General features: G+C 38.8%; 41 protein-coding genes. 8 read left to right on the top strand and 33 right to left on the bottom strand.

The features are described 5' to 3' along the window. Positions 1 to 3: 3 nt before the first annotated feature. From rpsK to rpsJ, 26 genes are all read right to left on the bottom strand, one after another. A complete protein-coding gene (gene rpsK / locus B9N65_RS08945) occupies positions 4 to 396 on the bottom strand; it encodes a 30S ribosomal protein S11 (RefSeq protein ID WP_002941551.1) in 393 nt (130 codons plus the stop codon). Between the two features lie 22 nt (positions 397 to 418). Continuing rightward, on the bottom strand, positions 419 to 787 hold the full coding sequence (rpsM, locus tag B9N65_RS08940; RefSeq protein ID WP_002941610.1) for a 30S ribosomal protein S13: 369 nt from the start codon (positions 785 to 787) through the stop codon (positions 419 to 421). A gap of 3 nt (positions 788 to 790) precedes the next feature. After that, complete coding sequence (rpmJ, locus tag B9N65_RS08935; RefSeq protein WP_002941545.1) at positions 791 to 904, bottom strand: 50S ribosomal protein L36; 114 nt, start codon at positions 902 to 904, stop codon at positions 791 to 793. A 189-nt stretch (positions 905 to 1,093) separates the two neighbouring features. After that, complete coding sequence (gene infA / locus B9N65_RS08930) at positions 1,094 to 1,312, bottom strand: translation initiation factor IF-1 (protein ID WP_002848031.1); 219 nt, start codon at positions 1,310 to 1,312, stop codon at positions 1,094 to 1,096. A gap of 32 nt (positions 1,313 to 1,344) precedes the next feature. Then, entirely contained in the window at positions 1,345 to 2,103 is a 759-nt protein-coding gene (map, locus tag B9N65_RS08925) for a type I methionyl aminopeptidase (protein WP_087583627.1), read from the bottom strand. Between the two features lies 1 nt (position 2,104). After that, positions 2,105 to 3,367 carry a preprotein translocase subunit SecY gene (secY, locus tag B9N65_RS08920; protein ID WP_009295263.1) on the bottom strand — a complete coding sequence of 421 codons (1,263 nt, stop codon included), beginning with the start codon at positions 3,365 to 3,367 and terminating at the stop codon, positions 2,105 to 2,107. Further along, entirely contained in the window at positions 3,367 to 3,768 is a 402-nt protein-coding gene (rplO, locus tag B9N65_RS08915) for a 50S ribosomal protein L15 (RefSeq protein ID WP_002941506.1), read from the bottom strand. The genes secY and rplO overlap by 1 nt, the downstream gene beginning before the upstream one ends. 15 nt (positions 3,769 to 3,783) lie before the next feature. Further along, entirely contained in the window at positions 3,784 to 4,227 is a 444-nt protein-coding gene (rpsE, locus tag B9N65_RS08910; RefSeq protein WP_002941646.1) for a 30S ribosomal protein S5, read from the bottom strand. A 15-nt stretch (positions 4,228 to 4,242) separates the two neighbouring features. Then, positions 4,243 to 4,599 (bottom strand): 50S ribosomal protein L18, encoded by a 357-nt coding sequence (gene rplR, locus B9N65_RS08905; protein ID WP_087583626.1) that lies wholly within the window; start codon positions 4,597 to 4,599, stop codon positions 4,243 to 4,245. Positions 4,600 to 4,609: 10 nt separating this feature from the next. Beyond that, positions 4,610 to 5,146: a 50S ribosomal protein L6 gene (gene rplF / locus B9N65_RS08900; RefSeq protein ID WP_002941606.1), complete on the bottom strand. Its 537-nt coding sequence runs from the start codon at positions 5,144 to 5,146 to the stop codon at positions 4,610 to 4,612. A 197-nt stretch (positions 5,147 to 5,343) separates the two neighbouring features. Next, positions 5,344 to 5,739, bottom strand: coding sequence for a 30S ribosomal protein S8 (gene rpsH / locus B9N65_RS08895; RefSeq protein ID WP_009295261.1), 396 nt, complete (start codon positions 5,737 to 5,739; stop codon positions 5,344 to 5,346). Between the two features lie 9 nt (positions 5,740 to 5,748). Continuing rightward, the gene (locus tag B9N65_RS08890; RefSeq protein ID WP_002941532.1) at positions 5,749 to 5,934 is read right to left on the bottom strand and encodes a type Z 30S ribosomal protein S14; all 186 of its coding nucleotides are present in this window, start codon (positions 5,932 to 5,934) and stop codon (positions 5,749 to 5,751) included. A 1-nt stretch (position 5,935) separates the two neighbouring features. Then, entirely contained in the window at positions 5,936 to 6,481 is a 546-nt protein-coding gene (rplE, locus tag B9N65_RS08885) for a 50S ribosomal protein L5 (protein ID WP_002941643.1), read from the bottom strand. Positions 6,482 to 6,486: 5 nt separating this feature from the next. Beyond that, positions 6,487 to 6,723, bottom strand: a complete 237-nt coding sequence (gene rplX, locus B9N65_RS08880) for a 50S ribosomal protein L24 (RefSeq protein WP_009295260.1) — start codon at positions 6,721 to 6,723, stop codon at positions 6,487 to 6,489. Next, positions 6,723 to 7,091 carry a 50S ribosomal protein L14 gene (gene rplN, locus B9N65_RS08875; protein ID WP_002941516.1) on the bottom strand — a complete coding sequence of 123 codons (369 nt, stop codon included), beginning with the start codon at positions 7,089 to 7,091 and terminating at the stop codon, positions 6,723 to 6,725. Before rplN ends, rplX begins: the two co-directional genes overlap by 1 nt. Beyond that, on the bottom strand, positions 7,091 to 7,342 hold the full coding sequence (gene rpsQ / locus B9N65_RS08870) for a 30S ribosomal protein S17 (RefSeq protein ID WP_002941511.1): 252 nt from the start codon (positions 7,340 to 7,342) through the stop codon (positions 7,091 to 7,093). The genes rplN and rpsQ overlap by 1 nt, the downstream gene beginning before the upstream one ends. 1 nt (position 7,343) lies before the next feature. Then, positions 7,344 to 7,538 carry a 50S ribosomal protein L29 gene (gene rpmC / locus B9N65_RS08865; protein WP_002941625.1) on the bottom strand — a complete coding sequence of 65 codons (195 nt, stop codon included), beginning with the start codon at positions 7,536 to 7,538 and terminating at the stop codon, positions 7,344 to 7,346. Continuing rightward, positions 7,525 to 7,950 carry a 50S ribosomal protein L16 gene (gene rplP / locus B9N65_RS08860; RefSeq protein ID WP_002941572.1) on the bottom strand — a complete coding sequence of 142 codons (426 nt, stop codon included), beginning with the start codon at positions 7,948 to 7,950 and terminating at the stop codon, positions 7,525 to 7,527. Before rplP ends, rpmC begins: the two co-directional genes overlap by 14 nt. Positions 7,951 to 7,952: 2 nt before the next feature. Beyond that, the gene (rpsC, locus tag B9N65_RS08855) at positions 7,953 to 8,651 is read right to left on the bottom strand and encodes a 30S ribosomal protein S3 (RefSeq protein ID WP_002941650.1); all 699 of its coding nucleotides are present in this window, start codon (positions 8,649 to 8,651) and stop codon (positions 7,953 to 7,955) included. A 1-nt stretch (position 8,652) separates the two neighbouring features. Further along, complete coding sequence (gene rplV / locus B9N65_RS08850) at positions 8,653 to 8,985, bottom strand: 50S ribosomal protein L22 (protein ID WP_009295259.1); 333 nt, start codon at positions 8,983 to 8,985, stop codon at positions 8,653 to 8,655. An 11-nt stretch (positions 8,986 to 8,996) separates the two neighbouring features. Then, positions 8,997 to 9,278: a 30S ribosomal protein S19 gene (gene rpsS, locus B9N65_RS08845; protein WP_002941639.1), complete on the bottom strand. Its 282-nt coding sequence runs from the start codon at positions 9,276 to 9,278 to the stop codon at positions 8,997 to 8,999. Between the two features lie 2 nt (positions 9,279 to 9,280). Then, positions 9,281 to 10,114, bottom strand: a complete 834-nt coding sequence (gene rplB / locus B9N65_RS08840; RefSeq protein WP_002941522.1) for a 50S ribosomal protein L2 — start codon at positions 10,112 to 10,114, stop codon at positions 9,281 to 9,283. A gap of 1 nt (position 10,115) precedes the next feature. After that, complete coding sequence (locus B9N65_RS08835; protein ID WP_002941535.1) at positions 10,116 to 10,397, bottom strand: 50S ribosomal protein L23; 282 nt, start codon at positions 10,395 to 10,397, stop codon at positions 10,116 to 10,118. A 1-nt stretch (position 10,398) separates the two neighbouring features. Continuing rightward, positions 10,399 to 11,013: a 50S ribosomal protein L4 gene (gene rplD / locus B9N65_RS08830; RefSeq protein ID WP_021089209.1), complete on the bottom strand. Its 615-nt coding sequence runs from the start codon at positions 11,011 to 11,013 to the stop codon at positions 10,399 to 10,401. Next, on the bottom strand, positions 11,010 to 11,588 hold the full coding sequence (rplC, locus tag B9N65_RS08825) for a 50S ribosomal protein L3 (RefSeq protein ID WP_002941563.1): 579 nt from the start codon (positions 11,586 to 11,588) through the stop codon (positions 11,010 to 11,012). The genes rplD and rplC overlap by 4 nt, the downstream gene beginning before the upstream one ends. 20 nt (positions 11,589 to 11,608) lie before the next feature. Then, entirely contained in the window at positions 11,609 to 11,917 is a 309-nt protein-coding gene (gene rpsJ / locus B9N65_RS08820; RefSeq protein ID WP_009295257.1) for a 30S ribosomal protein S10, read from the bottom strand. A gap of 363 nt (positions 11,918 to 12,280) precedes the next feature. Here rpsJ and B9N65_RS08815 point away from each other — a divergent pair, with 363 nt between their 5' ends. The 3 genes from B9N65_RS08815 (at position 12,281) to B9N65_RS08805 (ending at position 14,863) form a co-directional block, all read left to right on the top strand. Further along, entirely contained in the window at positions 12,281 to 13,375 is a 1,095-nt protein-coding gene (locus B9N65_RS08815) for an ATP-binding protein (protein ID WP_087583625.1), read from the top strand. Positions 13,376 to 13,454: 79 nt separating this feature from the next. Then, a complete protein-coding gene (locus tag B9N65_RS08810) occupies positions 13,455 to 14,309 on the top strand; it encodes an S-adenosylmethionine tRNA ribosyltransferase (protein WP_087583624.1) in 855 nt (284 codons plus the stop codon). Next, the gene (locus tag B9N65_RS08805; protein WP_087583623.1) at positions 14,309 to 14,863 is read left to right on the top strand and encodes a ribonuclease HII; all 555 of its coding nucleotides are present in this window, start codon (positions 14,309 to 14,311) and stop codon (positions 14,861 to 14,863) included. Before B9N65_RS08810 ends, B9N65_RS08805 begins: the two co-directional genes overlap by 1 nt. On the opposite strand, the gene B9N65_RS08800 is transcribed toward B9N65_RS08805, so the two are convergent. The 6 genes from B9N65_RS08800 to B9N65_RS08775 all read right to left on the bottom strand — a co-directional run bounded on the left by B9N65_RS08800 (position 14,855) and on the right by B9N65_RS08775 (position 19,500). Then, positions 14,855 to 16,432: a DUF4153 domain-containing protein gene (locus B9N65_RS08800; protein WP_087583622.1), complete on the bottom strand. Its 1,578-nt coding sequence runs from the start codon at positions 16,430 to 16,432 to the stop codon at positions 14,855 to 14,857. The genes B9N65_RS08805 and B9N65_RS08800 overlap by 9 nt on opposite strands. A gap of 92 nt (positions 16,433 to 16,524) precedes the next feature. Continuing rightward, positions 16,525 to 17,082 carry a ribosome recycling factor gene (frr, locus tag B9N65_RS08795; RefSeq protein ID WP_002941557.1) on the bottom strand — a complete coding sequence of 186 codons (558 nt, stop codon included), beginning with the start codon at positions 17,080 to 17,082 and terminating at the stop codon, positions 16,525 to 16,527. Beyond that, positions 17,072 to 18,031, bottom strand: a complete 960-nt coding sequence (locus B9N65_RS08790; protein WP_087583621.1) for a polysaccharide deacetylase family protein — start codon at positions 18,029 to 18,031, stop codon at positions 17,072 to 17,074. The genes frr and B9N65_RS08790 overlap by 11 nt, the downstream gene beginning before the upstream one ends. Positions 18,032 to 18,033: 2 nt before the next feature. Then, a complete protein-coding gene (gene secG, locus B9N65_RS08785) occupies positions 18,034 to 18,363 on the bottom strand; it encodes a preprotein translocase subunit SecG (RefSeq protein WP_021087232.1) in 330 nt (109 codons plus the stop codon). A gap of 62 nt (positions 18,364 to 18,425) precedes the next feature. Next, entirely contained in the window at positions 18,426 to 18,809 is a 384-nt protein-coding gene (locus B9N65_RS08780; protein ID WP_021089275.1) for a hypothetical protein, read from the bottom strand. Continuing rightward, positions 18,802 to 19,500, bottom strand: a complete 699-nt coding sequence (locus B9N65_RS08775; RefSeq protein WP_087583620.1) for a Bax inhibitor-1/YccA family protein — start codon at positions 19,498 to 19,500, stop codon at positions 18,802 to 18,804. Before B9N65_RS08775 ends, B9N65_RS08780 begins: the two co-directional genes overlap by 8 nt. Positions 19,501 to 19,673: 173 nt before the next feature. Here B9N65_RS08775 and B9N65_RS08770 point away from each other — a divergent pair, with 173 nt between their 5' ends. From B9N65_RS08770 to B9N65_RS08755, 5 genes are read left to right on the top strand one after another with little or no spacing between them, the layout of a single operon-like run. Next, on the top strand, positions 19,674 to 20,318 hold the full coding sequence (locus tag B9N65_RS08770) for a carbonic anhydrase (RefSeq protein WP_021086289.1): 645 nt from the start codon (positions 19,674 to 19,676) through the stop codon (positions 20,316 to 20,318). After that, complete coding sequence (locus B9N65_RS08765) at positions 20,311 to 22,155, top strand: mechanosensitive ion channel domain-containing protein (RefSeq protein ID WP_087583619.1); 1,845 nt, start codon at positions 20,311 to 20,313, stop codon at positions 22,153 to 22,155. Before B9N65_RS08770 ends, B9N65_RS08765 begins: the two co-directional genes overlap by 8 nt. A 10-nt stretch (positions 22,156 to 22,165) precedes the next feature. After that, on the top strand, positions 22,166 to 22,324 hold the full coding sequence (locus B9N65_RS11045; RefSeq protein WP_002941615.1) for a hypothetical protein: 159 nt from the start codon (positions 22,166 to 22,168) through the stop codon (positions 22,322 to 22,324). 45 nt (positions 22,325 to 22,369) lie between these two features. Next, positions 22,370 to 23,464, top strand: coding sequence for a GGDEF domain-containing protein (locus tag B9N65_RS08760; RefSeq protein ID WP_087583618.1), 1,095 nt, complete (start codon positions 22,370 to 22,372; stop codon positions 23,462 to 23,464). Further along, the gene (locus B9N65_RS08755; RefSeq protein WP_087583617.1) at positions 23,457 to 24,506 is read left to right on the top strand and encodes a GGDEF domain-containing protein; all 1,050 of its coding nucleotides are present in this window, start codon (positions 23,457 to 23,459) and stop codon (positions 24,504 to 24,506) included. Before B9N65_RS08760 ends, B9N65_RS08755 begins: the two co-directional genes overlap by 8 nt. Before the next feature lie 25 nt (positions 24,507 to 24,531). Here B9N65_RS08755 and B9N65_RS08750 read toward each other — a convergent pair whose 3' ends face one another. Continuing rightward, a complete protein-coding gene (locus tag B9N65_RS08750; protein WP_087583616.1) occupies positions 24,532 to 25,815 on the bottom strand; it encodes a TRAP transporter large permease in 1,284 nt (427 codons plus the stop codon). Position 25,816: the final 1 nt, after the last annotated feature.

The raw sequence follows: 25,816 nt of genomic DNA, 5'->3' as shown, positions 1-25,816 counted from the left end.
TAATTATACGCGGCGGCGTTTTGGCGGTCTGCAACCATTGTGTGGTAAAGGTGTGATATCTTTGAAGAAAGTTACTTTTATGCCTTCAACACCACCTACACTCTTAACAGCCGTTTCACGTCCGCTACCTGGACCTTGAACCTTGATGCCAACTTCTTTAATGCCGTGTTCTTTTGCTTTATTTAAAGCATCTTCTACAGCTTGTTGAGCTGCATAAGGAGTTGATTTTTTACTACCCTTAAAGCCTAAGCCACCTGCACTACTCCATGCAATAGCATTTCCCATTTCATCAGTTACAGTTACCATAGTGTTGTTAAATGTTGCACTGATATAAACGATACCTTTGGCTATGCTTTTTCTAACTACTTTTTTCTTAACAATTTTTCTTTTCGCCATTTATTATCCTTTAACCCTTGCCTTACTTAGTAGCCGCACCGACAGTTTTACGTCTGCCTTTTCTGGTTCTAGCATTAGTTTTAGTCTTTTGACCACGAACAGGAAGACCTTTTCTATGGCGAAGACCTCTATAACTTCCAAGATCCATAAGAGCTTTGATATCCATAGCAACTTGTTTTCTCAAATCACCCTCAACGATATGGTGCTCTTGAATTTCTTTACGGATAGCTGCTGCTTCGTCTTCGCTAAGCTCGTAAACTCTCTTGTCGTAAGAAATTCCAGCTGCGTCAAGGATTTGACGAGATTTGTAAAGACCTATACCATAGATATAAGTCAAACCGTACTCTATTCTCTTTTTGTTTGGTAAATCTACACCTGCAATACGTGCCATGCCTTATCCTTGTCTTTGTTTATGTTTTGGATTTTCGCAGATAACACGAATTATGCCACTACGTTTGACAATTTTACATTTGTCACACATCTTCTTTACAGAAGGACGAACTTTCATTTTAGTCTCCTAAAAATTTATTCCACTTTTTTAGGGGCTGCATCAGGTCTAAAGAAATAATTTAAACCAACTATTTTCAAAATAAGTGGGGAACTTTGAAAATAATTCTTCATACAGCTTTTCGCAAAGCTTGGATTTTACCCAAAACCAGCTTTAAATTTACTTAGCATATTTGCCACAAAATCAAATTTACTTATATCTATAAGTGATCCTGCCCTTGTCTAGGCTATATGGCGTAAGTTCTACTTTTACGCGGTCGCCAGGCATTATCTTTATATAATGCATTCTCATTTTTCCGGCGATATGACATAAAATTATATGTTTGTTGTCAAGCTCAACTTTAAAAGTTGCATTTGGCAGTGCTTCAACAACATTTCCATCAATCTCAATGACATCGTCTTTTGCCACAAACTCTCCTTTCTTTAAATTTGCTATAAATTTTACGCTTGGCTTAAAATTTCGGCTTTGCCATTAACTATCGCCATGCAATGCTCATAATGGCTAGTTCTCAAACCATCTTTTGAGGTTACTTTCCAGTTATCGCTTCCTAAAACTGGCGTGCCATCTTTTTGGCAGATCATCGGCTCTATACAAAAAACCATTCCCTCTTTTATCTTTGGTCCAGCTTTTGGGTTGTTTCCTTCAAGATAGTTTGGAATTTCTGGCTCTTCATGTGGCCTTTTGCCTATGCCGTGACCGCAATATCCGCGCAAAGGTACATATCCTCTACCAAGAATAAATTTCTCAAGCTCGTAGCTAATCTCTTTAAAATGCATACCAGCTCTTATGAAATCAATCGCAAAATATAGCGCGTCTTTTGAGCAAGCGATCAAAGCCTCGTCTTCTTTTGAAATTTTACCGACTCCAAATGTCCTAGCTGAATCACCAAAATAACCATCTAAATTTGAACCAATATCTACACTAACGATATCGCCCTCTTTTAGCTTGTATTCATTTGGAATTCCGTGGATCACCACTTCATTGACGCTTATGCAAGCTGCATTTGGAAAGCCATAAAGCCCTTTAAAGGCCGGTTTTGCTCCAGCGGCTCTTATCATATCTTCGCAAATTTTATCTATCTCAAGAAGTGAAATTCCAGGTTTTATAATCGTAGAAACATGGTCAAGTGTTCGAGCGACGATCTTGTTCGCCGCTCTCATTTTCTCTATTTCAGCTGGTCTTTTTAGCGTGATAGCCATTTTACAGACCTACTGCACTTAGAGTTTGGTATTTATTTGTATAAGACTGAGCTTCTATACGTCTCATCGTATCAAGTGCTACTGAAACCACGATAAGAACAGATGTACCGCCAAAATAAAATGGTACGCCCATAGTCTTTACAAGTACCCAAGGTAATGTTGAAATGATGCCCAAGTATAAAGCACCACCTAAAGTTAGCCTGCCAGCTACTTCATTTAGATAGCTAGCTGTACTTTCGCCCGGTCTAACACCTGGGATAAATCCGCCTTGTTTCTTTAAATTTTCACTTATATCTTTTGTGTTAAACACGATAGATGCGTAGAAAAACGCAAAGAAGATGATAAATAAAAATGTTAAAACATTAAACATATAGCCATTTGGACTTAAAAAATCGTTGATAGCTTGGATTACTGGATTTGTACTAGCCTGCAAAATAGTACTTGGAAACATCAAAATCGCACTAGCAAATATCGGTGGGATAACGCCACTTAAATTTACTTTGATCGGTATATAGTTCATTATACGTTTGTTTTGATTTTCCATTATCACTTTTCTTGAGTAAGAAATAGGGATACGTCTTTCGCCCATCTCGACAAAGATAATAGCACCGATGGTCGCTAAAATGATCACCAAAATAGCGATGACTGTTAGGAAATTCATCTCAGAAGTATTTACCAAATTTACAGTTCCGCCGATCGCACTAGGTATGCCAGAGACGATGCCCGCAAAGATGATAAGACTTATACCGTTGCCTATACCGCGCTGCGTGATCTGCTCACCTATCCACATAAGTAGCATGGTGCCAGTTAGCATAGATACAGCAGAGATCGCGATAAATAAATTCATATCTATCATGATAGCTTGCTCGCCACCACGACCGCTTAAGCTTTGAAGTCCGATAGAGACGCCGATTGATTGCACAAGAGTGATAACGATAGTCGCATAACGTATGATTTGCATATATTTTTGCATACCGTCGCGCTCTTTTTTCATCTGACCTAACTTTGGAAATGTCGCTGCTAGAAGCTCCATGATGATCGAAGCTGTGATGTAAGGCATAATGCCTAGAGATATGATACTTAAACGCTCAGCGGCCTTACCACTAAACATATTAAATAGACCCAAGGCGTTACTATTGTTTGAATTGAAAAATTCTTTAATTACGTCGACATTAACACCAGGAACTGGCACATAAGCCAGTATCCTGTATGCGAACAAAAATGCCAACGTGATCAAAATCTTGTTGGTCAGTGTTTTATCCATTATTTTGTTCCGCTAACGCTAACGTTCTCGTCTTTGATCTTTGAAGCAAGAGCTTTTGCGCTTGCACCGATTAGTTTTATCTTAGTAACGCTCTTTGAAATTTTATGAACGCTAGCTATTGTTGCGATTGAAATTTCCGCAAGCTCTTTTATGGCTGCGATCTTTTCAACATTGATAACATAAGGTTTTTCAAATTTAGAAGCAAAGCCTACCTTTGGAAGACGTCTTTGAAGTGGTTGTTGTCCGCCCTCAAAGCCTCTTTTTTCATTGTAGCCTTTTCTTGCTCTTTGACCTTTGTTACCTTTGCCAGCAGTTTTGCCATTGCCACTGCCTTGGCCACGACCTATTCTTTTAGTTGCATGAGTTGAACCTGCAGCAGGTGTTAATTTTTCTAATGCCATCTTAACTCCTTTCTCTTAGCTTTTTAGCAAACTAAGCGCTTTTATAGTAGCACGAACGACGTTTGCTGAGTTGTTTGAGCCAAGTGATTTAGTAAGGATATCCTTAATACCTGCAAGCTCGATAATAGGACGCGCACTACCACCAGCGATAACACCAGTACCTTCGCTAGCTGGGCGAAGTAGCATTCTACTTGCGTTGTATTTTACCTCTACATCGTGAGGGATAGTTGTGCCCTTGATCTTAACGTGGATAATATTTTTAAATGCGTCATCAATCGCTTTTCTCATCGCATCTGGTACCTCTTTAGCTTTGCCATATCCAAAGCCAACTAGGCCATTTCTATTACCAACAACAACTAAAGCTGTAAATCTAAATCTACGACCACCTTTAACAACCTTTGTAACCCGACCGATATCGACGATTACTTCTTCAAATTCTTCTCTATTATATTTTTCCATCGATTTTCCTTTGGGTTATAGCTTGATGCCATTTTCTCTTAAAGCTTCAGCAAATGCTGCGATAACGCCATGATACAAATAACCATTTCTATCAAAAATTGCAACATCTATCTTCTTAGCTTTCAAAGCCTTAGCAAATTCTTTAGCTAAAGTGACCGCACCTTCTTTATTTGCTTTTATGCCTATTTTTCTACCATCAACTGCAGCTAGTGTAGTAGCTGTAACATCGTCAATCGCTTGAACATAAAGGGTTCTGTTTGATTTGAAAATAGAAACTCTTGGGCAAGTTGCAACACCAGAAATTTTACCTCTGATTCTTCTTTTTCTCTTAATTCTAAGAGCGATTTTTCTTTTTAGTACTTTTGTTGTCATTTACCGCTCCTTACTTCTTAGATGTCTTGCCCGCTTTGCGGATGATACGTTCTTCTAGATATTTAACGCCCTTGCCTTTATATGGCTCAGGTGGTCTAAATCCTCTAACTTGAGCAGCCACTTGACCTACTACTTGTTTGTCGTCACCTTTGATAGTAATAACGTTTTTATCAACGCTAGCTTCAACGCCTGCTGGTAGCTCATAGTTGATAAGGTGTGAAAAACCAAGAGAAAGCTCTAAAATTTTACCTTTTGCAGCTGCTTTGTAACCAACACCGTTGATCTCAAGCTGGCGAGTAAAGCCATGAGTGATACCAGTTACGATGTTGTTAGCAAGTGCTCTATATGTTCCCCAGTAAGCTCTGCTTTGGCGATCTTCGCCCTTTGGAGCAAAAACTATATGACCATTTTCTATCTTGACATCAACGTGACCTTTTGTGTCAAGCTCTTTTAAGTGATTGCCCTTTTTAAATTTTAGGACATTATTTTCAACGCTAACGTCTACACCACTTGGGATAGCGATAGGCTGTTTTCCAATACGTGACATTTTTTTCCTTTACTTGTCTAGGGTGTTCCTACATTTACGAATAAACACCACAATGCCGTAAATTTGATCGTCAAATTTGACGAAACCTTCATTTGAATTTCTAAATTTAGCTTTGGCGAAATATAAAATTTCACCTAGCTAAAAAGAAATTTTAACCTTAAGCTATAAGGTCAAAATAGCGCTTTTAACGCAGTTTATTACCAAACGGTGCAAAGAACCTCGCCGCCAACGCCAGCTTTACTTGCTTCAATACCGCTCATAACGCCTTTACTTGTGCTAACGATAACTGTTCCGTAACCATTTTTAAAACGCTTAATGTCGTCTTTGCCTTGATAAACGCGGCGACCAGGTTTTGAAACCCTTTTAAGCTCGTTTATAACGCTTCTGCCGTACTCATCATACTTTAAAACTACGTTTATAAATTTCTTGTTACCTTCTTCGATAACGTTGTAGCTCTCTACATAGCCTTTTGCTGCAAGGATAGAAAGAGTAGCCTCAACAACCTTAGAATGAAGCAATTTCGCAGTCTCAAGTCTTCTCATACTTGCATTTCTAATGCGTGTTAATCCATCTGATATTAAATCGTTCAACATTTCTCTTCCTTACCAACTTGCTTTTTTAAGACCAGGTATTAGGCCTTCGTTAGCCATTTTTCTTAGGCAAACACGGCAAATTCCAAAATCTTTATAAACAGAGTGCGGACGACCGCAAATTTGGCATCTAGTATAGCCGCGAACCGCAAATTTTGGCTTGCGTGCAGCTTTTGCTATCATTGATTTCTTTGCCATTTTACTTTCCTTTTGCAAACGGCACACCAAATAGCTCTAGCAATTTGAATGCCTCTTTATCGTTTTTAGCCGTAGTAGCAATCGTAATATTCATACCATGAGTTCGTAAAATTTTATCGTACTCAACCTCTGGAAACATTAGCTGCTCGCTAAGACCGAAGTTATAGTTTCCACGTCCATCAAAGCCATTTTTTGGAAGACCACGGAAGTCTTTAACTCTTGGAAGAGCAACGCTGATTAGCTTATCTAAGAAAGCATACATTTGCTCTTTTCTCAAAGTTACTTTGATACCAACAGGGAAACCTTCGCGAACTTTAAAACCAGCAACTGATTTTTTAGCATCAGTGATAACTGCTTTTTGTCCAGCGATAAGTGAAATGGTATCAGCCATATTTTGAAGCACTTTTTGATCCTTCGCAGAGTCTCCAGCGCCTACACTGATCACGATCTTCTCGAGCGCAGGGATAAGCATTGGATTTTTGATGTCAAATTCTTTTACGAGAGCTGGCTTGATAGTTTCGTTAAATTTATCTTTTAATCTACTCATATCTCTTATCCTTCAACTTTCGCGACATTTGATATGTCAATTGGCATCTCTTTATTTACGTGACCACCATTTGGAGTTTTTTCGCTTGGTTTGATAGCTTTTTTAGCTACTTTGCATCCCTCAACTATAACCTGACCTTTTTTTGCAAGAACTGCTAAAATTTTACCAGTTTTGCCTTTATCGTCACCAGCGATGATCTTTACAGTATCGCCTTTTTTGACTTTAAATTTTACATTAGCCATTATAAAACCTCCGGAGCTAGCGAAACAATCTTCATAAAGTTAGCATATCTAACTTCACGTCCAACTGGTCCAAAAATACGAGTGCCGACTGGCTCTTTTTTGCTATCAAGTATAACAGCTGCATTCTCGTCGAAGCGGATTAGCGAACCATTATCTCTTTGAACCTCTCTTTTAGTTCTTACAACAACAGCTTTTACAACCTGTCCTTTTTTGATCTTACCATTTGGAAGAGCTTTTTTAACAGAGCAAACTATGATATCGCCAAGTGTAGCGTATCTTCTTTTGCTGCCGCCAAGAACTTTTATACACATTAACTCTTTTGCACCGCTGTTATCAGCAACTGCAAGTCTTGTAAAACTTTGAATCATTACTCAACTCCCTTTGCCAATACAGCTTTTAAGCGAAAATTCTTGCGAGCTGAAAGTGGTCTGCACTCAACTGCAACAACTGTATCGCCTGCTCTTGTCTCATTTTTCTCATCATGAACTAAATACTTTTTAAAGCGTTTTACAAATTTATGGTATCTTGGATGCATAACGCGTCTTTCTACCAAAATAGTAGCTGTCTTATCTCCAGCTTTTTGTAAAACAACACCTTGAATTTCTCTTTTTAATGCCATTTTACGCCCCTTGTCTTGTTGCACTAATTGCAGTGTTGATCTGAGCTATCTCTTTGCGAACAGCACTAATCTCATTAGGGTTGCTTAACTGCATAGTTTTTAGCTTTTGTCTCAATGTAAATAAAAGCACCTTTTTCTCTTTTAGCAACGCGTTTAATTCTGCAACGCTCTTATCTTTTAACTCAGTATATTTCATTTTCACTCTCTCGCGTTACAAATTTTGATTTGAAAGGAAGTTTGTGTAGAGCCAAAGTTAAAGCTTCACGAGCCAACTCTTCGTCAACACCAGCCATTTCAAATATTATACGACCAGGTTTAATGTTCATAACCCACTCTTCAACTCCTGCCTTACCTTTACCCATACGAGTTTGTAGAGGTTTTTTAGTAAGTGGCTTGTCAGGGAAAACCCTAATCCAAATTTTAGCCTGTCTCTTTACGTGACGAGTTAGAGCTTGACGAGCAGCTTCTATTTGGCGTGAATTTACTCTACCAGCCTCAACAGCTTTAAGTGCAAATTCGCCAGTTGCTAAAGATGCTCCACGAGTCGCATAACCACGGTTGCGACCTTTCATTTGCTTACGAAATTTCGTTCTTTTAGGCATCAACATAATTATTTACCTCTTCTTGCTCTACGTGTTTTCTTAGGTGCTTCTTCTTCAGTTTTCTCAGGTTGAACACCTTTTTGAAGAACCTCACCTTTAAAAATCCATACTTTAATACCTATGTTTCCATAAGTTGTATGAGCCTCAGCTACACCGTAATCTATCTTTGCTCTAAGAGTATGAAGCGGAACGCGACCTTCTAGATACCACTCGGTTCTTGCCATCTCAGCGCCACCTAAACGACCAGCAACTGAAATTTTGATACCTTTAGCGCCTGATTTTTGAGCACCTTGGATAACTTTTTTCATAGCACGTCTAAACGCGACACGCTTTTCAAGTTGCATAGCTACGTTTTCAGCAGCAAGTTGAGCTGAAGCTTGAGCTTTTCTTTCTTCTTTGATATTTACATTTACTTCTTTACCGATAAGTTTGCTAACTTCGTTCTTTAGGTTTTCAACATCTTGGCCTTTTTTGCCTATGATGATACCAGGACGAGCTGCAACTACGGTTACACGAAGTTTTTTAGCCGTTCTTTCGATTAAAATTTGGCTAATTCCTGCATAGTAAAGTTTTTTCTTTAAAAATGCACGAATTTTGTAATCTTCACCGATATTTTCAGGAAGACTTTGCTTGGTTGGAAACCATCTAGATTCCCAGTTGCGGTTAATTCCTAGTCTAAGACCTATTGGATTTACTTTTTGTCCCATATTATGCTTCCTTCTTTTCAGGTTTAGATACTTCTACCATTACATGAGAAGTAGGTTTGCGAATTTTGCTCGCTGTTCCTCTTGCTCTTGGTCTAAATCTCTTTAATACAGGACCAGCGTCAACGCGGCAACTAGTTACTACAACTTCTTCTGGCTCAAATCCGCCATTTGCTACTGCTGAGCTAATAGCGTTTGCTATAAATTTAGCACCACGATTTGGCATAAATTGCAAGCTTGCAAGTGCTAGCTCGGCATTCATACCTTGAACTTCTCTTGCTATAAGTCTTGCTTTTGTAGGAGAAAGTCTTACGAATTTTATAATTGCTTTACTCATATTATCTCCCCTTACTTGCCGATTTTCTTTTGCACTGAGCCTTTGTGACCCTTAAATGTGCGTGTTGGAGCAAATTCGCCAAGTTTATAGCCTATATGATTTTCTGTAACATATACAGGAATAAAGCTCTTGCCATTATGAACGTTAAATGTTAGTCCAATCATTTCAGGTACAATCGTGCTACGTCTTGACCAAGTCTTGATTGGTTTGTTATCGTTTGCATTTTTTGCGGCAATAACTTTTTTCATTACATGATCATCTACGAAAGGACCTTTTTTGAGTGATCTTGCCATCTCTATTTTCCTTTCCTTCTTGAAATTATAAGCTTATCGCTAGCTTTTTTACGGCGAGTCTTAGCACCTTTAGTTGGTTTACCCCATGGAGTAACTGGGTGACGGCCTGAATTTTTCTTACCTTCACCACCGCCGTGTGGGTGATCAACTGGGTTCATAGCAGAACCACGTGTTTGTGGGCGGATACCGCGGTAGCGATTACGTCCAGCTTTACCGATAGTGATGTTAGCCCAGTCTTCGTTGCCAACTACACCGATACTTGCCATACACTCAGCTAGTACTTGTCTCATCTCACCACTTGGCATTCTTAAGATAACATACTTCTCTTCTTTACCCATTAGCTGAGCATAACCACCAGCTGAACGAGCTATCTGAGCGCCTTTGCCAGGTTTTAGCTCTACGTTATGAACGATAGTACCAACTGGGATAAATCTTAATTTCATAGCGTTGCCTGGTTTAATATCTAGTGAGCCCTCATCGATAGATGCGATAACGTCGCCAACATTTAGGCCATTTGGTCTAATGATATAGCGTTTTTCGCCATCTTTGTAAGCTATAAGAGCGATACGGCAGTTTCTATTTGGATCGTACTCGATCGCTTCAACTTTACCCTCTATACCAAATTTACGACGTTTGAAGTCGATGATACGATAAAGTTTTTTTGCACCTGCTTCTTTATGTCTTGAAGTTATACGACCATTGTTGTTTCTACCACCAGTTGCAGGCAGTTTAACAAGCAAGCTTCTAACGCTTGGTTTAGCTGTTATATCTTCAGAGCTTAGTCCAGTCATATATCTACGACTAGGTGTATATGGTTTATATGATTTTATAGCCATCTTACGCCTCCGTATTTTCTAGGCTTACGCCTTCAGGTAACTTAACGTAGAATTTCTTTATCTCGTCACGTTGGCCTGCTCTTCCTCTAAAACGCTTAACCTTGCCGCTAATTCTAAGTGAATTTACGCGAACAGGCGTTACTCCAAAATACTCTTGTAAAACCGCTTTTAAGCTGTTTTTTGTAACTCTTGGTGAAGTTTGGATAACAACAACGCCTTGTTCTTGAAGGCCTAGAGTTTTTTCTGTATAAATAATTGTTTTGATATCAGTTATATCCGCCATTTTAGCCCTCTTTTGTTATAGTTTTTAGTGCAGCTTTTTCAATAATAACCGAACTAAATGTAGAGACAAGATAAGCATTTACCTCATTTGCATCTACTACATAGCAGTTTGCTAAATTTCTAAAAGCAAGTAGTGTTTTATCGTCTAGTAAATCTTTAACGATAAGCGCGTCTTTTACTTTTAAATTTTTGATGATATTAGCTGCATCTTTTGTCTTTCCAGACTCGATTGAGATGCTATCTACTGCGAAAATTTTACCATCTTGTGCTTTTGCTGCCAAAGCGTACTCAAGAGCTAGTCTTTTTTGTTTTTTATTGACTTTTTGAAAATAGTTTTTCTCGTTTGTTGGACCAAATGCAACTGCACCGCCTACCCAAACGTTAGTTCTAGTTGAACCTGCTCTTGCACCACCACGTCCTTTTTGTCTCCATGGTTTTTTACCACCACCGCTTACAAAAGCACGGCTTTTAGTATGAGCCGTATTTGCTCTTATACCAGCAAGGTAAGATTTTACATAAAGATATAGGTTGTGCGGATTTACTTCAGCGTAGCTTGCAGGAAGCTCTAACTCGCCTGAATTTTCAAATTTATCGTTTAGTACGTGAATTTTACTCATTTTACAATCCTTATTTTACCCATTGCACCATTGTGACCAGGAACGCAACCTTTTACAACTACGATGCCATTTTGAGCGTCAAAGCTTATTAGCTCGTTTTTAACAGTAACTTTCTCATTGCCCATGTGTCCTGCCATTTTCATACCTGGTTGAACACGACCTGGCCATTCGCAGTTACCAATTGAACCGTGGCGTCTGTGGAAACGTGAGCCGTGGCTTTTTGGACCACCACCGAAACCATGTCTTTTTACCACACCTTGGTAGCCTCTACCTTTTGAGTTAAAGCTAACTTTTAAAATTTTAGCCTCATTTAATGGTGTAAAGTCTAGGTTTCCAACTTCGCTATTAGCTACTTCAAGCGTAGCAAATTTGTTAAATTCTGCAGTCAGATTGTATTTCTTTTGCTGACCAGCGATAGCTTTGTTGTTTGCTTTAGTGTGGGCATACGCTACGATAGCACGTTTGTTTTCGTCGATCTCACATACTTTAGCCTCAACTAGCTTAAGTAGTGTAACTGGCGTACTCTTCGTGGCAATCGTTCTACTCATGCCTATTTTTTCTACAATATATTCCATACTCTTATCCTTTTGTCCGCTTATTTCATCGCACGAACTTCGACATTAACTTCTGGAGCTAGGTCGAGTTTTGTTAGGCTATCTACAGTTTCTGGAGTAGCAGCTACGATGTCAAGCATACGAGCGTGTATTCTCATCTCAAACTGCTCACGTGAGTCTTTGTTGATGTGTGGAGATTTTAAGACTGTATAGCGTTTGATCTTTGTAGGCATTGGTACCGGGCCACGAACGTCGGCACCTGTTCGTTTGACAGCTTCTACGATTGCTGCAACAGTGCGGTCTAGAACTCTATGGTCGTAAGCTTTTAGCTTTAACCTGATTCTTTCCATGTGTTTTCCTTTAAAAAGAACTTGTCGCAAACTCGCGACCTCTTTACATCAAAATAACTCGCATAGGATCAAGCGATCGTACGAGCAAGACATAGGTCTTTCGTAAAGAGATAGGGATTTTACAAAAAAGCTATTATAGTTGTCAAGAAAAACGCTATTTTTTGTTGAATTTTGATTAATTATTTCCTTTTGATAAGGAAGGTATCTTGCAAATGGAGAATTTATTTTTCAAAAATTTTATAAATTTCTAGTCTAAATTTTTATTTTTTATTTCTAAATTTTGTTCATTTTTTAAAATTTAAAGCAATATTTTCCTTTTTAAAAGGAAGTGGCTATAATTTCAAAAAATTTAAAAGGTCAAATTTGAAAAGTTTAGAAACGCTCTATCAAGCACCCATTAAAAATGCTAAATTTATCCCCAGAAAATATGAGATCATCTCGCCAAAGACACTTATCATTGGTGCCGTATCAAGTGGCAAAACAGCCCTTGTTTATGAGTTTTTGAGCCATTATAAAAGTGAGGAGAGGCTTTATATAAATTTAGACGATATAAGGATAGATAGAGCCTCACTTTTAGCAAATTTAAAAGAGTTTTTAGAAAAAAATGCCCAGATAAAGGTGCTCGCAGTTGAAAATTTACAAGGCGCTGATCTTGCAAATTTAGACTTTTTAAAGGACGCTGCACTTGAAAATATCATCCTTACAAGCAAGGAATTTTCACTCTCGCTTGATGGCTTTGCGCGTATAAATTTAAACTACCTCGACTACGAGGAATTTATACTATTTTTTAAGAAAAATTTAGACCAAGACCTACTTTTTAGCTACTTTTTGGCTCATGGCAACGAGATAGCAAGCGCCTTTTTGGACTCCAGTGAGGTCACAGCCCACTTACAGCAGCTCTTAAGAGCAAATTTAAACGAGCAAAACATCGTCATCTTAAAAGAGTGCGCGACAAAGTGCCACGACACCATAAGCGCCTTTGGGATTTATAAAAACCTAAAAGAGCAGATGAAAATTTCAAAAGATAGCGTTTATAGCACGATAAATTTGCTAAATGAGAGCGGATATGTTGAGTTTGTGCCAAATTTAGATGAGAGTAGCACGAGTAAGAAAATTTACTTTACAAATTTCGCACTTCGTAATGCTTTGTGCCTAAAAAAGGACTTTCTCGCTGTCTTTGCAAATGTCGTTTTTTGTGAGCTGCTTAAATTTAAAGATGAGATTTACTATACAAAAGAGATCGATTTTTTCCTTACTAAAAAGAAGCTTGCGATCATTTGCGTGCCATTTTCTGCGCCTGAGATCGTCTTTTTGAAATTTAAAAAACTCCACGCGAGCTTAAAAGAGCTGGGCGTTAGCAAACTTCAAATCATCAGCGTCGCAAACCAAGCCGAGCAAAGCATCGAGGGGATAAAGTGCGAGATATTGCCATTTTCTAGGTGGAGCCTCGGTTTGTAAATTTACACCCTTTGTTTGGTTATTGTTTTAAAAGCACAGAAATAAAAAAGTTATAATCAAAAAAAACGAAGGACGGAGCATGAGAGCATTTTTTGGGATCTTATTCATCGCAGCAAGCCTTTTTGGCTATGAGATAAACCACGAAAACTGGGCTAAATTTTATAAATTTAGTGGCGATGCAAATGGTGTGAAATTTGAAGTTTATATGAACTATTTTAAAGATGAATTTGAAAATTTCAAACAAAGTAAGAGCTTTAAGGTCCCGCCTAAGATAAGCGGCCACATCTTTTTTGACGGCACAAAATACGACTATGAAAAGGGCTCTTTTGAGCAAAATGGTAGCGAAATTTCTTCATTAAATGCAGTCTCAGACAAGATAAATTTAGAGGTTAAAAATGAAAATGGCGAGCTAAAAGGCAAGATCGTCGTTAAAAACAAAGCCCATAACGCCACTTTAAGGGTGGCAAACGAGTATGAGAACCTAAATATCGGCATCCAAATGACCGAGGCAAACGGCACAAGATATGAGGCGATCATCAGCGACATCTTCGCTAAAGACTCCGCCAAAAAATATAAAAACAAGCTTCTTGCAGAGTTTTACGACCTAAAAAGCGAGCGCAAAAAATGGCCAAACAACCAGTACGAGAGCCTAAAAGAGATCTACTACATCAACGACAAGATCAAAAGCGTTTGCACCTATAAAAACGAAAAAACAAACTGCGAGGTGATCTCACTTGCGACAAACAAAAAGCTAAAGCTAAAGCAAATTTTTAAAGATATAAACGACAGCCACCTAAAAGCGATCCTTGCAAACGCTGGCGTGAGCGATAACTTCGTGCTTTCGCCACTTGGACTTACATTTTTAAACGAAGAGCAGATCAGCGTGCCACTTGAGGAGCTAAGACCTTACTTTAGCGATGAAGTCGGGCTGTAATGGCTAAAATTTGCGGTATCGACGAGGCTGGACGTGGGGCGTTAGCTGGACCACTAAGCGTGGCTGCTTGTGTGCTAAATAGCGAAATTTCTGGCCTAAACGACTCCAAAAAACTAACCGCAAAAAGGCGCGAGGAGCTCTTTAAAGAGATCACAAAAAGCTCAAATTTCCTCATCGTCTACTTCTCAAACGCCCAGATAGACGAGCTTGGGCTAAGTGAGTGCCTAAGGCGAGCGCTCAAGCTTTTCAAGGCGCATTTTGAGAGCTTTGAGATCATTTATGATGGAAATTTAGACTACGGCGTTGGCATCACGACTATGATAAAGGCCGACGGCAAGGTCGCTGGGGTAAGTGCTGCTAGCATATTAGCAAAGGTGAGTCGTGACCGCTTGATGAACGGCTGGGATAAATTTTATCCAGCATACGGCTTTGCAGGGCACAAGGGATATGGCACGAAGTCGCACCTAGATGCGATAGCTAAATTTGGCTACTCGGACTTTCATAGAAAAAGCTTTGTCATAAAGCCAAAACTCACGCAGGGCTCGCTATTTTAGCTGCGCATCCTCCATATAAAAAAGCACGCTTGCGTCGTAAAATTTATAAACTCCGTTTTCTTGCACGATTTCCATAGAGCGCAAAACAAAGGCGCGCTTGCCAACTTCAAAGATCAAAAGCTGCTCTTTTAGCCGCTCAAATACCTCTGAGCCAAAGTGGCCATCTGGCTTTAAATTTAAACTAGCGAGCGCCTTTTCTAGGTGCTTTTGCATATCTATGCTAACTCTTTCATTATCTAGCTGTATGACGAGCTCATCGCCATTTGTGCTGCTTGTGATGGGCGTTTTGATAGTTGCATCTTTCACGTTTATAGCGGTGCCACTAAAGTCAATGCTAAATATCTGCCAATTTTTCTGTTCAGCCACCTCAAGACCAGCTACAAATTTTTTATTTTCTAACGCAAATTTATCGCCTTTTTCTGTGAGATAGTCAAATTTATCTTGCAAAAAGTAGAGCTTCTCTTTGCCTATCTTGCTCAAGTCGCCACTTAGCAAGCCACTGCTGTCAAGTAAATTTAGTGCTCTTAGCTCTCTTAATAAAAGCTCTTTTTGAGAATTTAGCACAAGCTGCTTTGTATCAAGGACAAAATGCGTGAAAAATATGCCAAATATCATAAAAAATGCTAGAAATTTGTAAGGGAAATTTCTAAAAAATATCATCACAAAATAGCTCAAATTTGCAAATATCACGCAGGCGATGAGATAGATCCTAGGCTCGCTTAGGCCGTACTCGCCGACCCTATGCAAAACGCCCCACCAAAGCATTATGCTAGGCAAGATGATAAAAAGTGGCAAGAGCTTAAAAATTTGATCATAAATTTGACTTTTGATAAGTAAATTTAGCCCTCTTAAAACAAAGCCAGCGATCAAGCAAGCAAGCACGATATAAGCCACTCCACCTCGTGGCAACTCAAGCAAAACAAGCCTATAAATGCAGTATAAATTTAAAAGCACCACATAGATGATAAGCACTGGATTTAGGATGAAATTTATGGCGATCTTGATGAAATTTAAGAGCCTATACTCTCTAAATTTGCTCTCAAAAAAGATGAATAGACAAGGCAGACCAAAAGAGACCAGCGTCAGATAGAGCCTTTGCGTCCTGTGGCTAGTTAGAAGCTCTAAATCAAAAAGGTAGTTAAGCCCTGCACAAATAGCCACAATGCCAAGAAAAAATAGGTGAAAAAGGGCAAATGAGATGAGCAAATTTAAAAGTCTTGCTAGGCTCTGACTTATAAATTTTTCATTATCTTTGGAAAAATTTAAAGAGAATAAAAGCACAAAAGCTATGAGATAAAGTGCCACAAGATCGCTAGTGTGACCGCTTAGCTTAAGTCCAAAAAAGTAAAGGCTAGCTCCAAATATCAAAAAATATAAAGGTAGTAAAATTTGCCTTTTATTTAGGTAGATAGCGACCAAAAGTAGCGGCTCAAGCAGCCAAAAACCTCTATACTCATCCACTATCTGGCTGGGGCTAAGAAAAATGGTAGCTAGGCTAAATGCCAAAATGGTAAGAAACAAAATTTTTTTATCAGCAAATGCAGCTTTTAGTTCAGTGGCGATCTGCAATGTCGTCCTTTAAAGGATGAAATTTAGCCACACTACGTGGCTAAAAAATGAGGGTTTAGAAATTTGCAAGGGGTGCAAATTTCTAATTAAATTTAGATTTTTAAAAGCTCGGCTTCTTTCTCTTTTACGAGAGTGTCGATCTTTGCGGTGTAGGTGTCAGTTATCTTTTGAACCTCATCTTGGCCCTTTTTGCTCTCGTCTTCAGTTATAGCCTTGTCTTTTTCAAGCTTTTTGACCTCATCGTTTGCGTCTTTTCTCACGTTTCTTATACTAACTTTGGCCTTTTCGCCCATAGCTTTTGCGTGTTTTGCATTTTCTTGGCGTTGCTCGACGGTCATCGGTGGGAAAAATAGCTTAACGCTCTCGCCGTCGCTGTTTGGATTGACGCCGATGTTTGCAGCTTGGATAGCTGATGAGATCGCTTTTATCATGCTCTTTTCCCAAGGTGTGATAGCGATAGTCGAAGCGTCACTTGTAAGCACGGTGGCTACTTGATTAAGCGGAGTTGGCGAGCCATAATAATCAACCATAACGTTATCTAGGATGTTGATATTTACTTTGCCAGTTCTTAGCGTTGTAAAATCGCGTTTTAAAGAAGCGATCGCCTTTTCGCAACCCTCTTTTTGGGTATCATAAATTTTATTTAGCATTGGTGTCCTTTATTAGAAGTTTTGTACTTCTGTGATGATCTACTTTTAGCGACATTAACACTTTGCGCTTATCAAGTGGTGGGTTAAATTTACACTCAAAAACGCCATTTGTCATAGGTACTTTTCTAAAGCCGTCAAAGCCAGTCATGAAAAAACTGCCCTCACTTGCGTTTGTGTCGGTCTTGATGATGAGCTTGTCGATCGCGTTATTTTGCGGATAGCCTTCTGGAAATATCCACTGGGCATTTAAAAATTTACTATTAAAAGTTAGCGCTATCTTTGTGCCATTCATCACTGGCGTTCTGTAAAGATCATAAACGTCGCTTTTATCTGAAACTGCGCCTGAGTTTTGATTTAAAAGTGCTAAAAAACCAAATTCTTTTGCCAAAGAGACAACTCTGCTATCGATCTCGCCGTAAGGGACTGCAAAGTATTTTGGCTTATAGCCCATGTGCTTTTCAAAGGTCTCAACGCCCTTTTGAAAGTCCTCTCTTAATGCCTCATCGCTAAGTCTAGTCATCCTTGGATGAGCGTATGAGTGGTAGCCGATCTCGCCGTAAGCTTCTAGCTCTTTGATCTGATCAAAGTCTAGATAATCACCATATTTGTTCGCACTTGCCTCTACATAGACCATCAAAGCAAATGGGTAGTTATACTCTTTAAAAAGCTCAAGAGCGTTATTGTAAAAGCTTTTGTATCCATCATCAACGGTGATAACGATCCAGTTATCAGGGATCGGTTCGCCAGCATTTACCGCATCGACAAGCCTTGATAGCTTGACAACTTCGTAGCCATTATTTTTGAAGTATTCAAACTGCTCTCTTAAATTTTGGATAGAAACATCTGTGCTAACGTGTCTTGGATCGTCAAAGCGGTGATAAACTAGGATGTGAGCGTCTGCCAAAGCAAACGTTAGCGTCAAAAGTGACGCTAAAAACGTTTTTATCATTGTTATTTTACTGGATTTTGTGGTGCGCTAGGAGCTGCTGGCACGTCGTTTGATTTTGGTATGACTAGAGATTTGCTATCGACACTATCAACGATAGAGCGTTTTAGATCTTTGTTGTAAAAATATCCAAGTGCAAGTGTGTTTAGGATAAACAAAACGCCTACCACAAAGGTAAATTTAGCTAAAAACCCAGCTGGTCCTTTTGCTCCAAAAAGGCTCTCGTTACTTCCACTGTATGCTCCAAGACCGATAGATGAGCTCTTTTGGAGTAAAACTGCGATCGTGATAACGACAGCTAGAACAAATTGCAAGATTAAAAATATTAAACTCACGAAATTTCCTTTAAATTTTTTAAATAGTTTGCGATTATACAAGAAAAGATTTAAATTTTTAGTTAAAGTTCTTTTTCAAGCTCATAAAGCTCGTATCTTATGCTTTTAAAAAGCTCGGCTCGCTCTAAATTTACAAGCTTAAAGCACTCTTCAAGCACGCGAGCGCTCTCCTGGGCACGCTTGAAATTTGCAGTGATGATTTCGTCTAAATTTGATCTTTCTTGCTCGCTTTTTGTGCTGGTTTTTAAGACATCATTTTGTGAATTTCTAAATTTTAAAAATTCTTTTTGTGGGATCTTTGCCTTGTGGCGGAGAGATTTTATCTTATAGGCGAGCTTAGCGTCGTCAAAGACATATCTTTTTATATCTTCAACGACGCGAAGCCCTTCTTTTAGCCTATTTAGATTCGCATCTATCACTCGGTAGATGCGCTCGTCATTAGTCATTTCTATTAAAAATGCCTAAAATTTGTAGTAATGATGTAAATAAATTTACAAAATCAAGATACAAAGCAACTGCACCCTCAACTGGTGTCTCGTAGTTGCCACGGATGATATTTTGTGTATCAAAAAGTATGTAAGCACTAAATAAGATCGATGAAATACTTGCGATTACAAGTTGAAACATCGTGCTTTTAACGAAAATATTGATGATCGCTGCTACAATGATAACTATCAAAGTTATAAATAGCATCTTACCCATCGTTGTAAAGTCACGTTTTGTATTCATCGCAAAGACGCTTAAAGCACCAAATGCAACTGTCGTCAAGCCAAATGCTTGAGCCACGATACTAGCACCACTTGGCATAGCAAGGATCGCTGAAAGTAGCGGAGTTAGCGTAAGACCGCTTACAAATGTAAATGCAAAAAGAAGTATTAAATTTAATCCCTCTTTGCGTTTAGCTGCCATTAGGCCAAAAAGCAACACAAACTCTAGTATCACAAGTCCCCAAAACAAAAATCTATTTGCCGCAAAAACGCCAGCGATGCTAATGCCTACATAAGCGCCAGCAGTAGCTGAAAGTAGTGATGCTGCAAAAAGTTGATAAGTCTGTTTTATAAAAGTGCTTAGTGAGCTTTGAGAATACGCAAGCTCTTCTTGATTTTGCTTAGCGTAGTTTCTATCATATAAACTCATTTTTTCTCCTTGAAAATTTTTGGGCTAAATTTAGCCAAACTTTGTTAAACAATGTATAAAAAGTAGTTTAATAAATAATATTAATTTAGGGTTTTTTATTTTCGCTTCGTTTTTTTGATTAAATAAAAGTTGCTATAATCGCGATAAAAATATAAAAAATGGAGATAAATTTTATGGATGATTCAATACTTGAAGGTGCAGTAAAATTTATGGAAGATGGTTTTTTAGAGCATGAAGAGCTCTTTAAAAGTCTGCAACACAAGCAAGATCCGCACACGCTTTTCATATCATGCGTGGATTCAAGGGTCGTGCCAAATTTGATAACAAACTGCCTGCCAGGCGAGCTTTTTATGGTGCGAAATATCGCAAACATCGTGCCACCTTATAGGGTGAGCGAAGAGTTTTTGGCGACCACTTCGGCGATCGAATATGCGCTTGAAGTTTTAAACATCAAAAACATCATCATTTGCGGACACTCCGATTGTGGCGGATGTGCGGCGCTTTATGTTGATGAAAAGAAGCTAAAAAATACTCCAAACGTTAGAAACTGGATCAGGCTAATAGAGCCGATCAAGCGAGAAGTGCTTAAATTTACAAGCGACGATCCAGCCAAAATGGCGTGGCTAACCGAGAGGCTAAACGTGATAAATTCGATCGAAAACATAATGACATATCCAAATGTAAAAGAGGAGTATGAAAGTGGCAAGCTTCAAATTTATGGCTGGCACTACATCATAGAAACTGGTGAAATTTTCAGTTACGATTTAAAAGAGGGCACGTTTAAACTTTTAGCGGACAAAAGAGGCGAAAATGCGTAAATTTCTAACCATCATCCTGCTTTCTTTCATAACTCTTTTTGGCGCTGATAACAACGTAACGCAAGAAGACGATATCATCAGCATAACAAATCAAATTCAAACCCTAAACAGCCAGATAAATATCATAAAATCTCAGCAAAAAGACCTAAACGCTTCAAAGATCGATAACTCAAATTTGATCACTCTTCAAAATAAAAAGAACGCTCTTTTAGAGAAAATTCCGACCTATGTTATGCAGATCGAAGTTACACAAAGCGATATCAATAAATATAATCTGCAAAAAGAGGCACTAGAGAAAAAGGTCGCAAGACTTGAGAAGCAGTCAAACAAGGACGCCTATATCCAAAGTGCTATCGAGCTTGAGAAGATGAAGGTTGATTACGCTTACTACTCAGCGCTTATTAGCCTAGAAGAGGTCTTTAAAAAGGGCGCTAAGGCAAATTCTATAAGAGATGTGATAGATAATGGACTTTTAAATTTACAGACAAATTCTTATGTAAGCATAAAAGATCTAAAAGACTCACTAAATGACACTTCAGGCTCTTATGACAGTGCCTTTTTTGATCTTGAGCTAAAAAAAGAGAGTGAAGAAGAAATTTTAACCTATCTTAAAAATAACGCCGATCTTCTAAGCTCAAGCATGCTCTTGTCTGAGCTAAATTTAGTCGATGCAGTCGAATACATAAACAAAGCAACTGACATAAATTCAAGTAAATTTAACATCGGCAAGATCGTTGTTATCGTTGCGATATTTTTATTTTTCGTCTCGCTAACTAGAATTCTAGCCAAACTTACCTACTGGCTAATGTCGCTCGTCGCTTCAGGCGAAGGGGTCAAAGAGGCTAAAAATCAGATCGTTGATATCATCAAAAAGCCGATCTCAGCACTTCTTATCATCTATGCGCTAAATATCTGTATCGGCGTTGGATTTTACCCAGTGCCAGTGCCTCTAACGGTAGCAAACATCTTTTCTATCATCTATATAGTCGCATTTTCATGGCTTGTCCTCACCATACTAAATGGCTACGGCATCGCTATACTCGACAAGATCGCGCAAAAAAGCAAGCGTAAAGAGGTGATAAACCTAGCGCTAAAAGTGATCTACGTGATCGTGCTGATCATCACACTTTTACTGATCCTTCAAAAGCTTGGCTTTGATATCTCGGCGCTCATCGCCTCACTTGGTATCGGTGGTCTTGCCGTTGCCTTCGCTGCTAAAGACATCATCGCAAACTTCTTTGCCTCTGTTATGATGCTCTTTGACAACTCATTTTCACAAGGCGACTGGATAGTTTGTGGCGACATTGAGGGCACAGTCGTTGAGATAGGATTTAGAAAAACAACAGTTAGAAGCTTTGATAACGCCCTTATCTTCGTGCCAAACTCAAAGCTAGCAAGCGATCCAGTTAGAAACTGGAGCAGAAGAAAGGTTGGCAGACGCATAAGAATGGTTATTGGCATCGAGTATGGACCAACTACAGAAGAGATCAAAAAATGTGTAAATGACATCAAAAATATGCTGATAAATCACCCAGATATCGCTAAAAGCGAAGATATCGCGGCTAATAAAAGAGGTCTAAAATATAGACAAAACATAGTTTCAGTTGATGACTACGCTGGATATAAGTCAAATTTATTTGTCGTGGTTGATGACTTTGCTGATAGCTCGATAAATATCCTAGTTTATTGTTTTGCCAAAACTATCGTTTGGGGAGAGTTTTTAGATGTAAAACAAGATGTAATGCTAAAAATTATGGATATTTTAAAGCAAAATGGTCTAAATTTTGCATTCCCAAGCCAAAGCTTGTATATCGAAAATATCAAAGATAAAATTTAAGGAGAGAAAAATGAGTGATGATTTTGACTACGAAGAGGTAGAAGAAGACTACTCTGAATTTAACGATGAGGACGAGGATAGTAGCGATAGCTATGACTATAACTACGACGAAAATGACTACAACTATGAAGATAGCGATGAGGATGAGGATAGTTACGACTCGTATTAAAATGGCCTAATTAAATTTAATGGATGAAATTAACGGAGAGAATGCTTGGTACAGGAATTTATAGAGCAAGATAGCTATAAGGCTATCGATGACATTTACAAAACGATATTAAACGTAGCGATAGTAAGTAACGCCTTTGTCTTGATCGTGCTGTGTAGTTTTTACTTTGACTTAACGATCATTTTTATCTGTTTTTTATTTCTTTCTATTAGCACTGCTTTAAGGATTAGATTTAATATCAAATACAGATTTTTAATCTCTGCCATCTTTCAACTAAATGTCATCACCGCAGTTATCGCTGGCGTTGTTGGCATGGGCTGGAGCTCTAATATATGGATAACACTCCTTGGCGTTATCTTTATAAACTACTTTTTGGCTTTTAACCAAAGGCTTCTTACCTACTCTGTCTGCCTTCTTGAGCTATTTGTCCTTTTGTGGTTATATCTTACATATAAAGATAAAGTAGTTGAGATAGACACCATGGTACAAATAGGCTCAACCTGTATAAGCGTTTTCTTTACTTTTTACTTGGTCTTTAGACTTTCTTTTTTCTCTGATGCGATCACATCTAGTGGCTACAAACAGATCAGTGAAGAGAAAGAGGAGATAGAGAGAATTTCTAAGTATGACTTTTTAACAGGTCTTTTAAATAGACGCTCGATCGAGAGAACACTTAGATATGAGCTAAAAGAGCTTAGAGAAAAAAGCAGTGACGCAAATTTAGTCGTTATGCTAGGAGATATAGATAACTTCAAAAAGATAAATGACACCTACGGACACGACTGGGGCGATAAGGTCTTAAAAGAAATAGCAAGGGCCTTGCAAGATACTTTTAGAGAAAATGACCACATTTGTAGGTGGGGTGGAGAGGAATTTCTAGTTATCTTGCCTGAAGTTAAAACCGAAGACGTAAAAAAGGTAGAAACCAGACTTGGCACAAGGATAGCGCAGGTAAAACTGCCTGATAAGAGCTCAGTAACCATGACCTTTGGTCTAGTCCTTTGCGCAAATGGCGTTATAACTGATATCGACACAGTCATAAACAAAGCTGATAAAAAGCTATATGAGGGTAAGAAAAATGGCAAAGACCGCATCGAGTATGAGATCATGAAGGCAAATAAGGACAAAGACAATGCCTAAAATTTCACTTTATATCTCACAAAAGATCATCGTCTTTTCACTTCTAGCTGTACATACTTTTTACCTAGTTATGTTCTGCCTCATGGGCGAAGAAATTTTGGCTGTGGCAAACATCCTATCTGTTAGCATATATCTTTTTGCACTAAAGATACTCTTTGATAGCGAAGAGAACAACAAGATCGTGATGCTCATCTTGCAAGTAGAAATTTTACTCCATGCCTCACTTTGCGTCTTCATCCTTGGTCTAGGCTGGGGCTTTGAAATTTTATTTTTAACATCTACAATTAGCCTCTTTTTCTTATCAGTTAGCTTTAAAATGTTAAGCAGAATTATCTCTTTGCTAGATATCGCGGCTTTTTTACTTTTTTATCTAGTGATAGATCTACCAGCAAAGGACGATCCTTTATACAAAGAGATATTTTTTGTATTTAACCTAACCGCATCTTGTGTGTTTGCTGTCCTAACATCATTTTTGCTAGAGAGCTCAAATTTATTTATATTCTTAGGCATCTTAGAAGAGAAAGAGTCTGCTAAAGCTGTCTTTAACCACGACCCACTAACTGGACTTTTAAACCGCGCCTCGATGCAACAAATTTTTAGACAAAAGAATTTATTTGACGGCAACGACTTTGCTATCGTGATGTGCGACATCGATAACTTTAAAAAGATAAATGACACCTACGGACACGGCGCAGGCGATGAAGTGCTAAAGAGCCTTTCTAAAATTTTCAAAAATGCTTTCAGAAATGAAGATAGGGTCGCTCGCTTTGGCGGCGAGGAGTTTTTGGCTGTTATCTTTGACGTTAAAAAGGCAAAAGCAGTTAGCATCTTAGAGCGTATCAGAGAGACGCTTAATCAAAATGTCGTTGAATTTGAAAACCATAGGATAATAGCTACTATGACCTTTGGTGTCGTGGCTCACAGCGGCAACACTGAGGTAAATATCGAGCGCATGATCAAGCAAGCTGATGAGCTACTTTATGTCGGTAAGCGAAATGGTAAAAATATCGTTATGAGTGCGGATTACGATCCAAAAGGATAAATTTAGAGGCCTAGGCCTCTAAATTTTAATGTCCATACATTATGTTTGGTAGCCAAAGTGAAATTTGCGGTATATAAGTAACCAAGATAAGGCCAAAGAACAAGGTTAGCGTCCATGGCAAGCACGCCATGATGACCTCTTTTAAATTCATATTTGTAAGACCGCTTGCGACAAATAAATTTAGTCCAACAGGCGGAGTCACCATACCTATCTCCATATTTACAACCAAGATGATACCAAAGTGAATAGGATCGACGCCAAGTTGCGTAGCTATCGGAAGCAAGAGTGGCACCATAATCATGATAACGCTTGAAGGCTCCATAAACTGACCCATGATAAAGAGCAAGATATTTACAAATATCAAGAACCCTATCATGCCGATATTTGCATCAAGTATCATCGAAGCGATCGCTTGTGGGATCTGCTCGCTAGTTAGCAAATATGCAAAAACAACGGCATTTGCGATGATGAAAAATATCATAGCTGTTGTAAGGGCTGAGTCTAGGCAGATATCCCAAAGATCTCTTATCTTTATATCTCTATAGATAAAAAGTGAGATAAATAGCGCATAAACAGCACTTGCCGCAGCAGCTTCAGTCGGAGTGAATATGCCTCCATAGATTCCGCCAATAACCACAACGACGATTAGTAAAGCCCAAAATGCTTTTGCAAATTTCTGCACTCTTACTTTAAATGGCTCAGCCTTAGTCGCTTTAAATCCAAGCTTTTTTGCTCCGACATAAGTTTGAACTAACATAAAAGCACCAAGCATAAGACCAGGCACGACGCCCGCCATAAAGAGCTTACCGATGCTTACCTCAGCTGTTACGCCATAAACTATCATAACAACTGAAGGTGGGATCAAAATTCCAAGCGAGCCAGCCGTTGTTATGCCGCCCACTGCGTACTCTTTTGGATAGCCAGCCTCTTTTATCGCTGCAAACATAATAGAGCCAATGGCTACAACCGTCGCAGGCGAGCTTCCAGAGACGGCTGCAAAGATGATGCAGGCAAATATCGCGCTCATAGGTAAGCCACCTGGCAAGTGTCCGACCATAGACTTTGCAAAGTCGATGATACGCCTTGCTGAGCCGCCTTTGCTTAGTAAATTTCCAGCCAAGATAAACATCGGTATCGCCATTAGCGAAAATTTATTGATGCCATCAAAAATTAGCTGCGGAATCGTAGCGATGTCGATATCTGTAAAAAATATCATCGTTAAAACGGTGCTTGTACCTAGCGAAACCGCGACTGGCACGCCTATTAGCATCAGTGCAAAAAGCAGGATAAATAAAAATGCTATTGTCATC

Source organism: Campylobacter concisus, from assembly GCF_002165815.1.
Lineage (GTDB): Bacteria > Campylobacterota > Campylobacteria > Campylobacterales > Campylobacteraceae > Campylobacter_A > Campylobacter_A concisus_BH.
The sequence above is the reverse complement of the archived record's forward strand: the minus strand, read 5'-3'. Positions and strand labels throughout refer to the sequence as shown.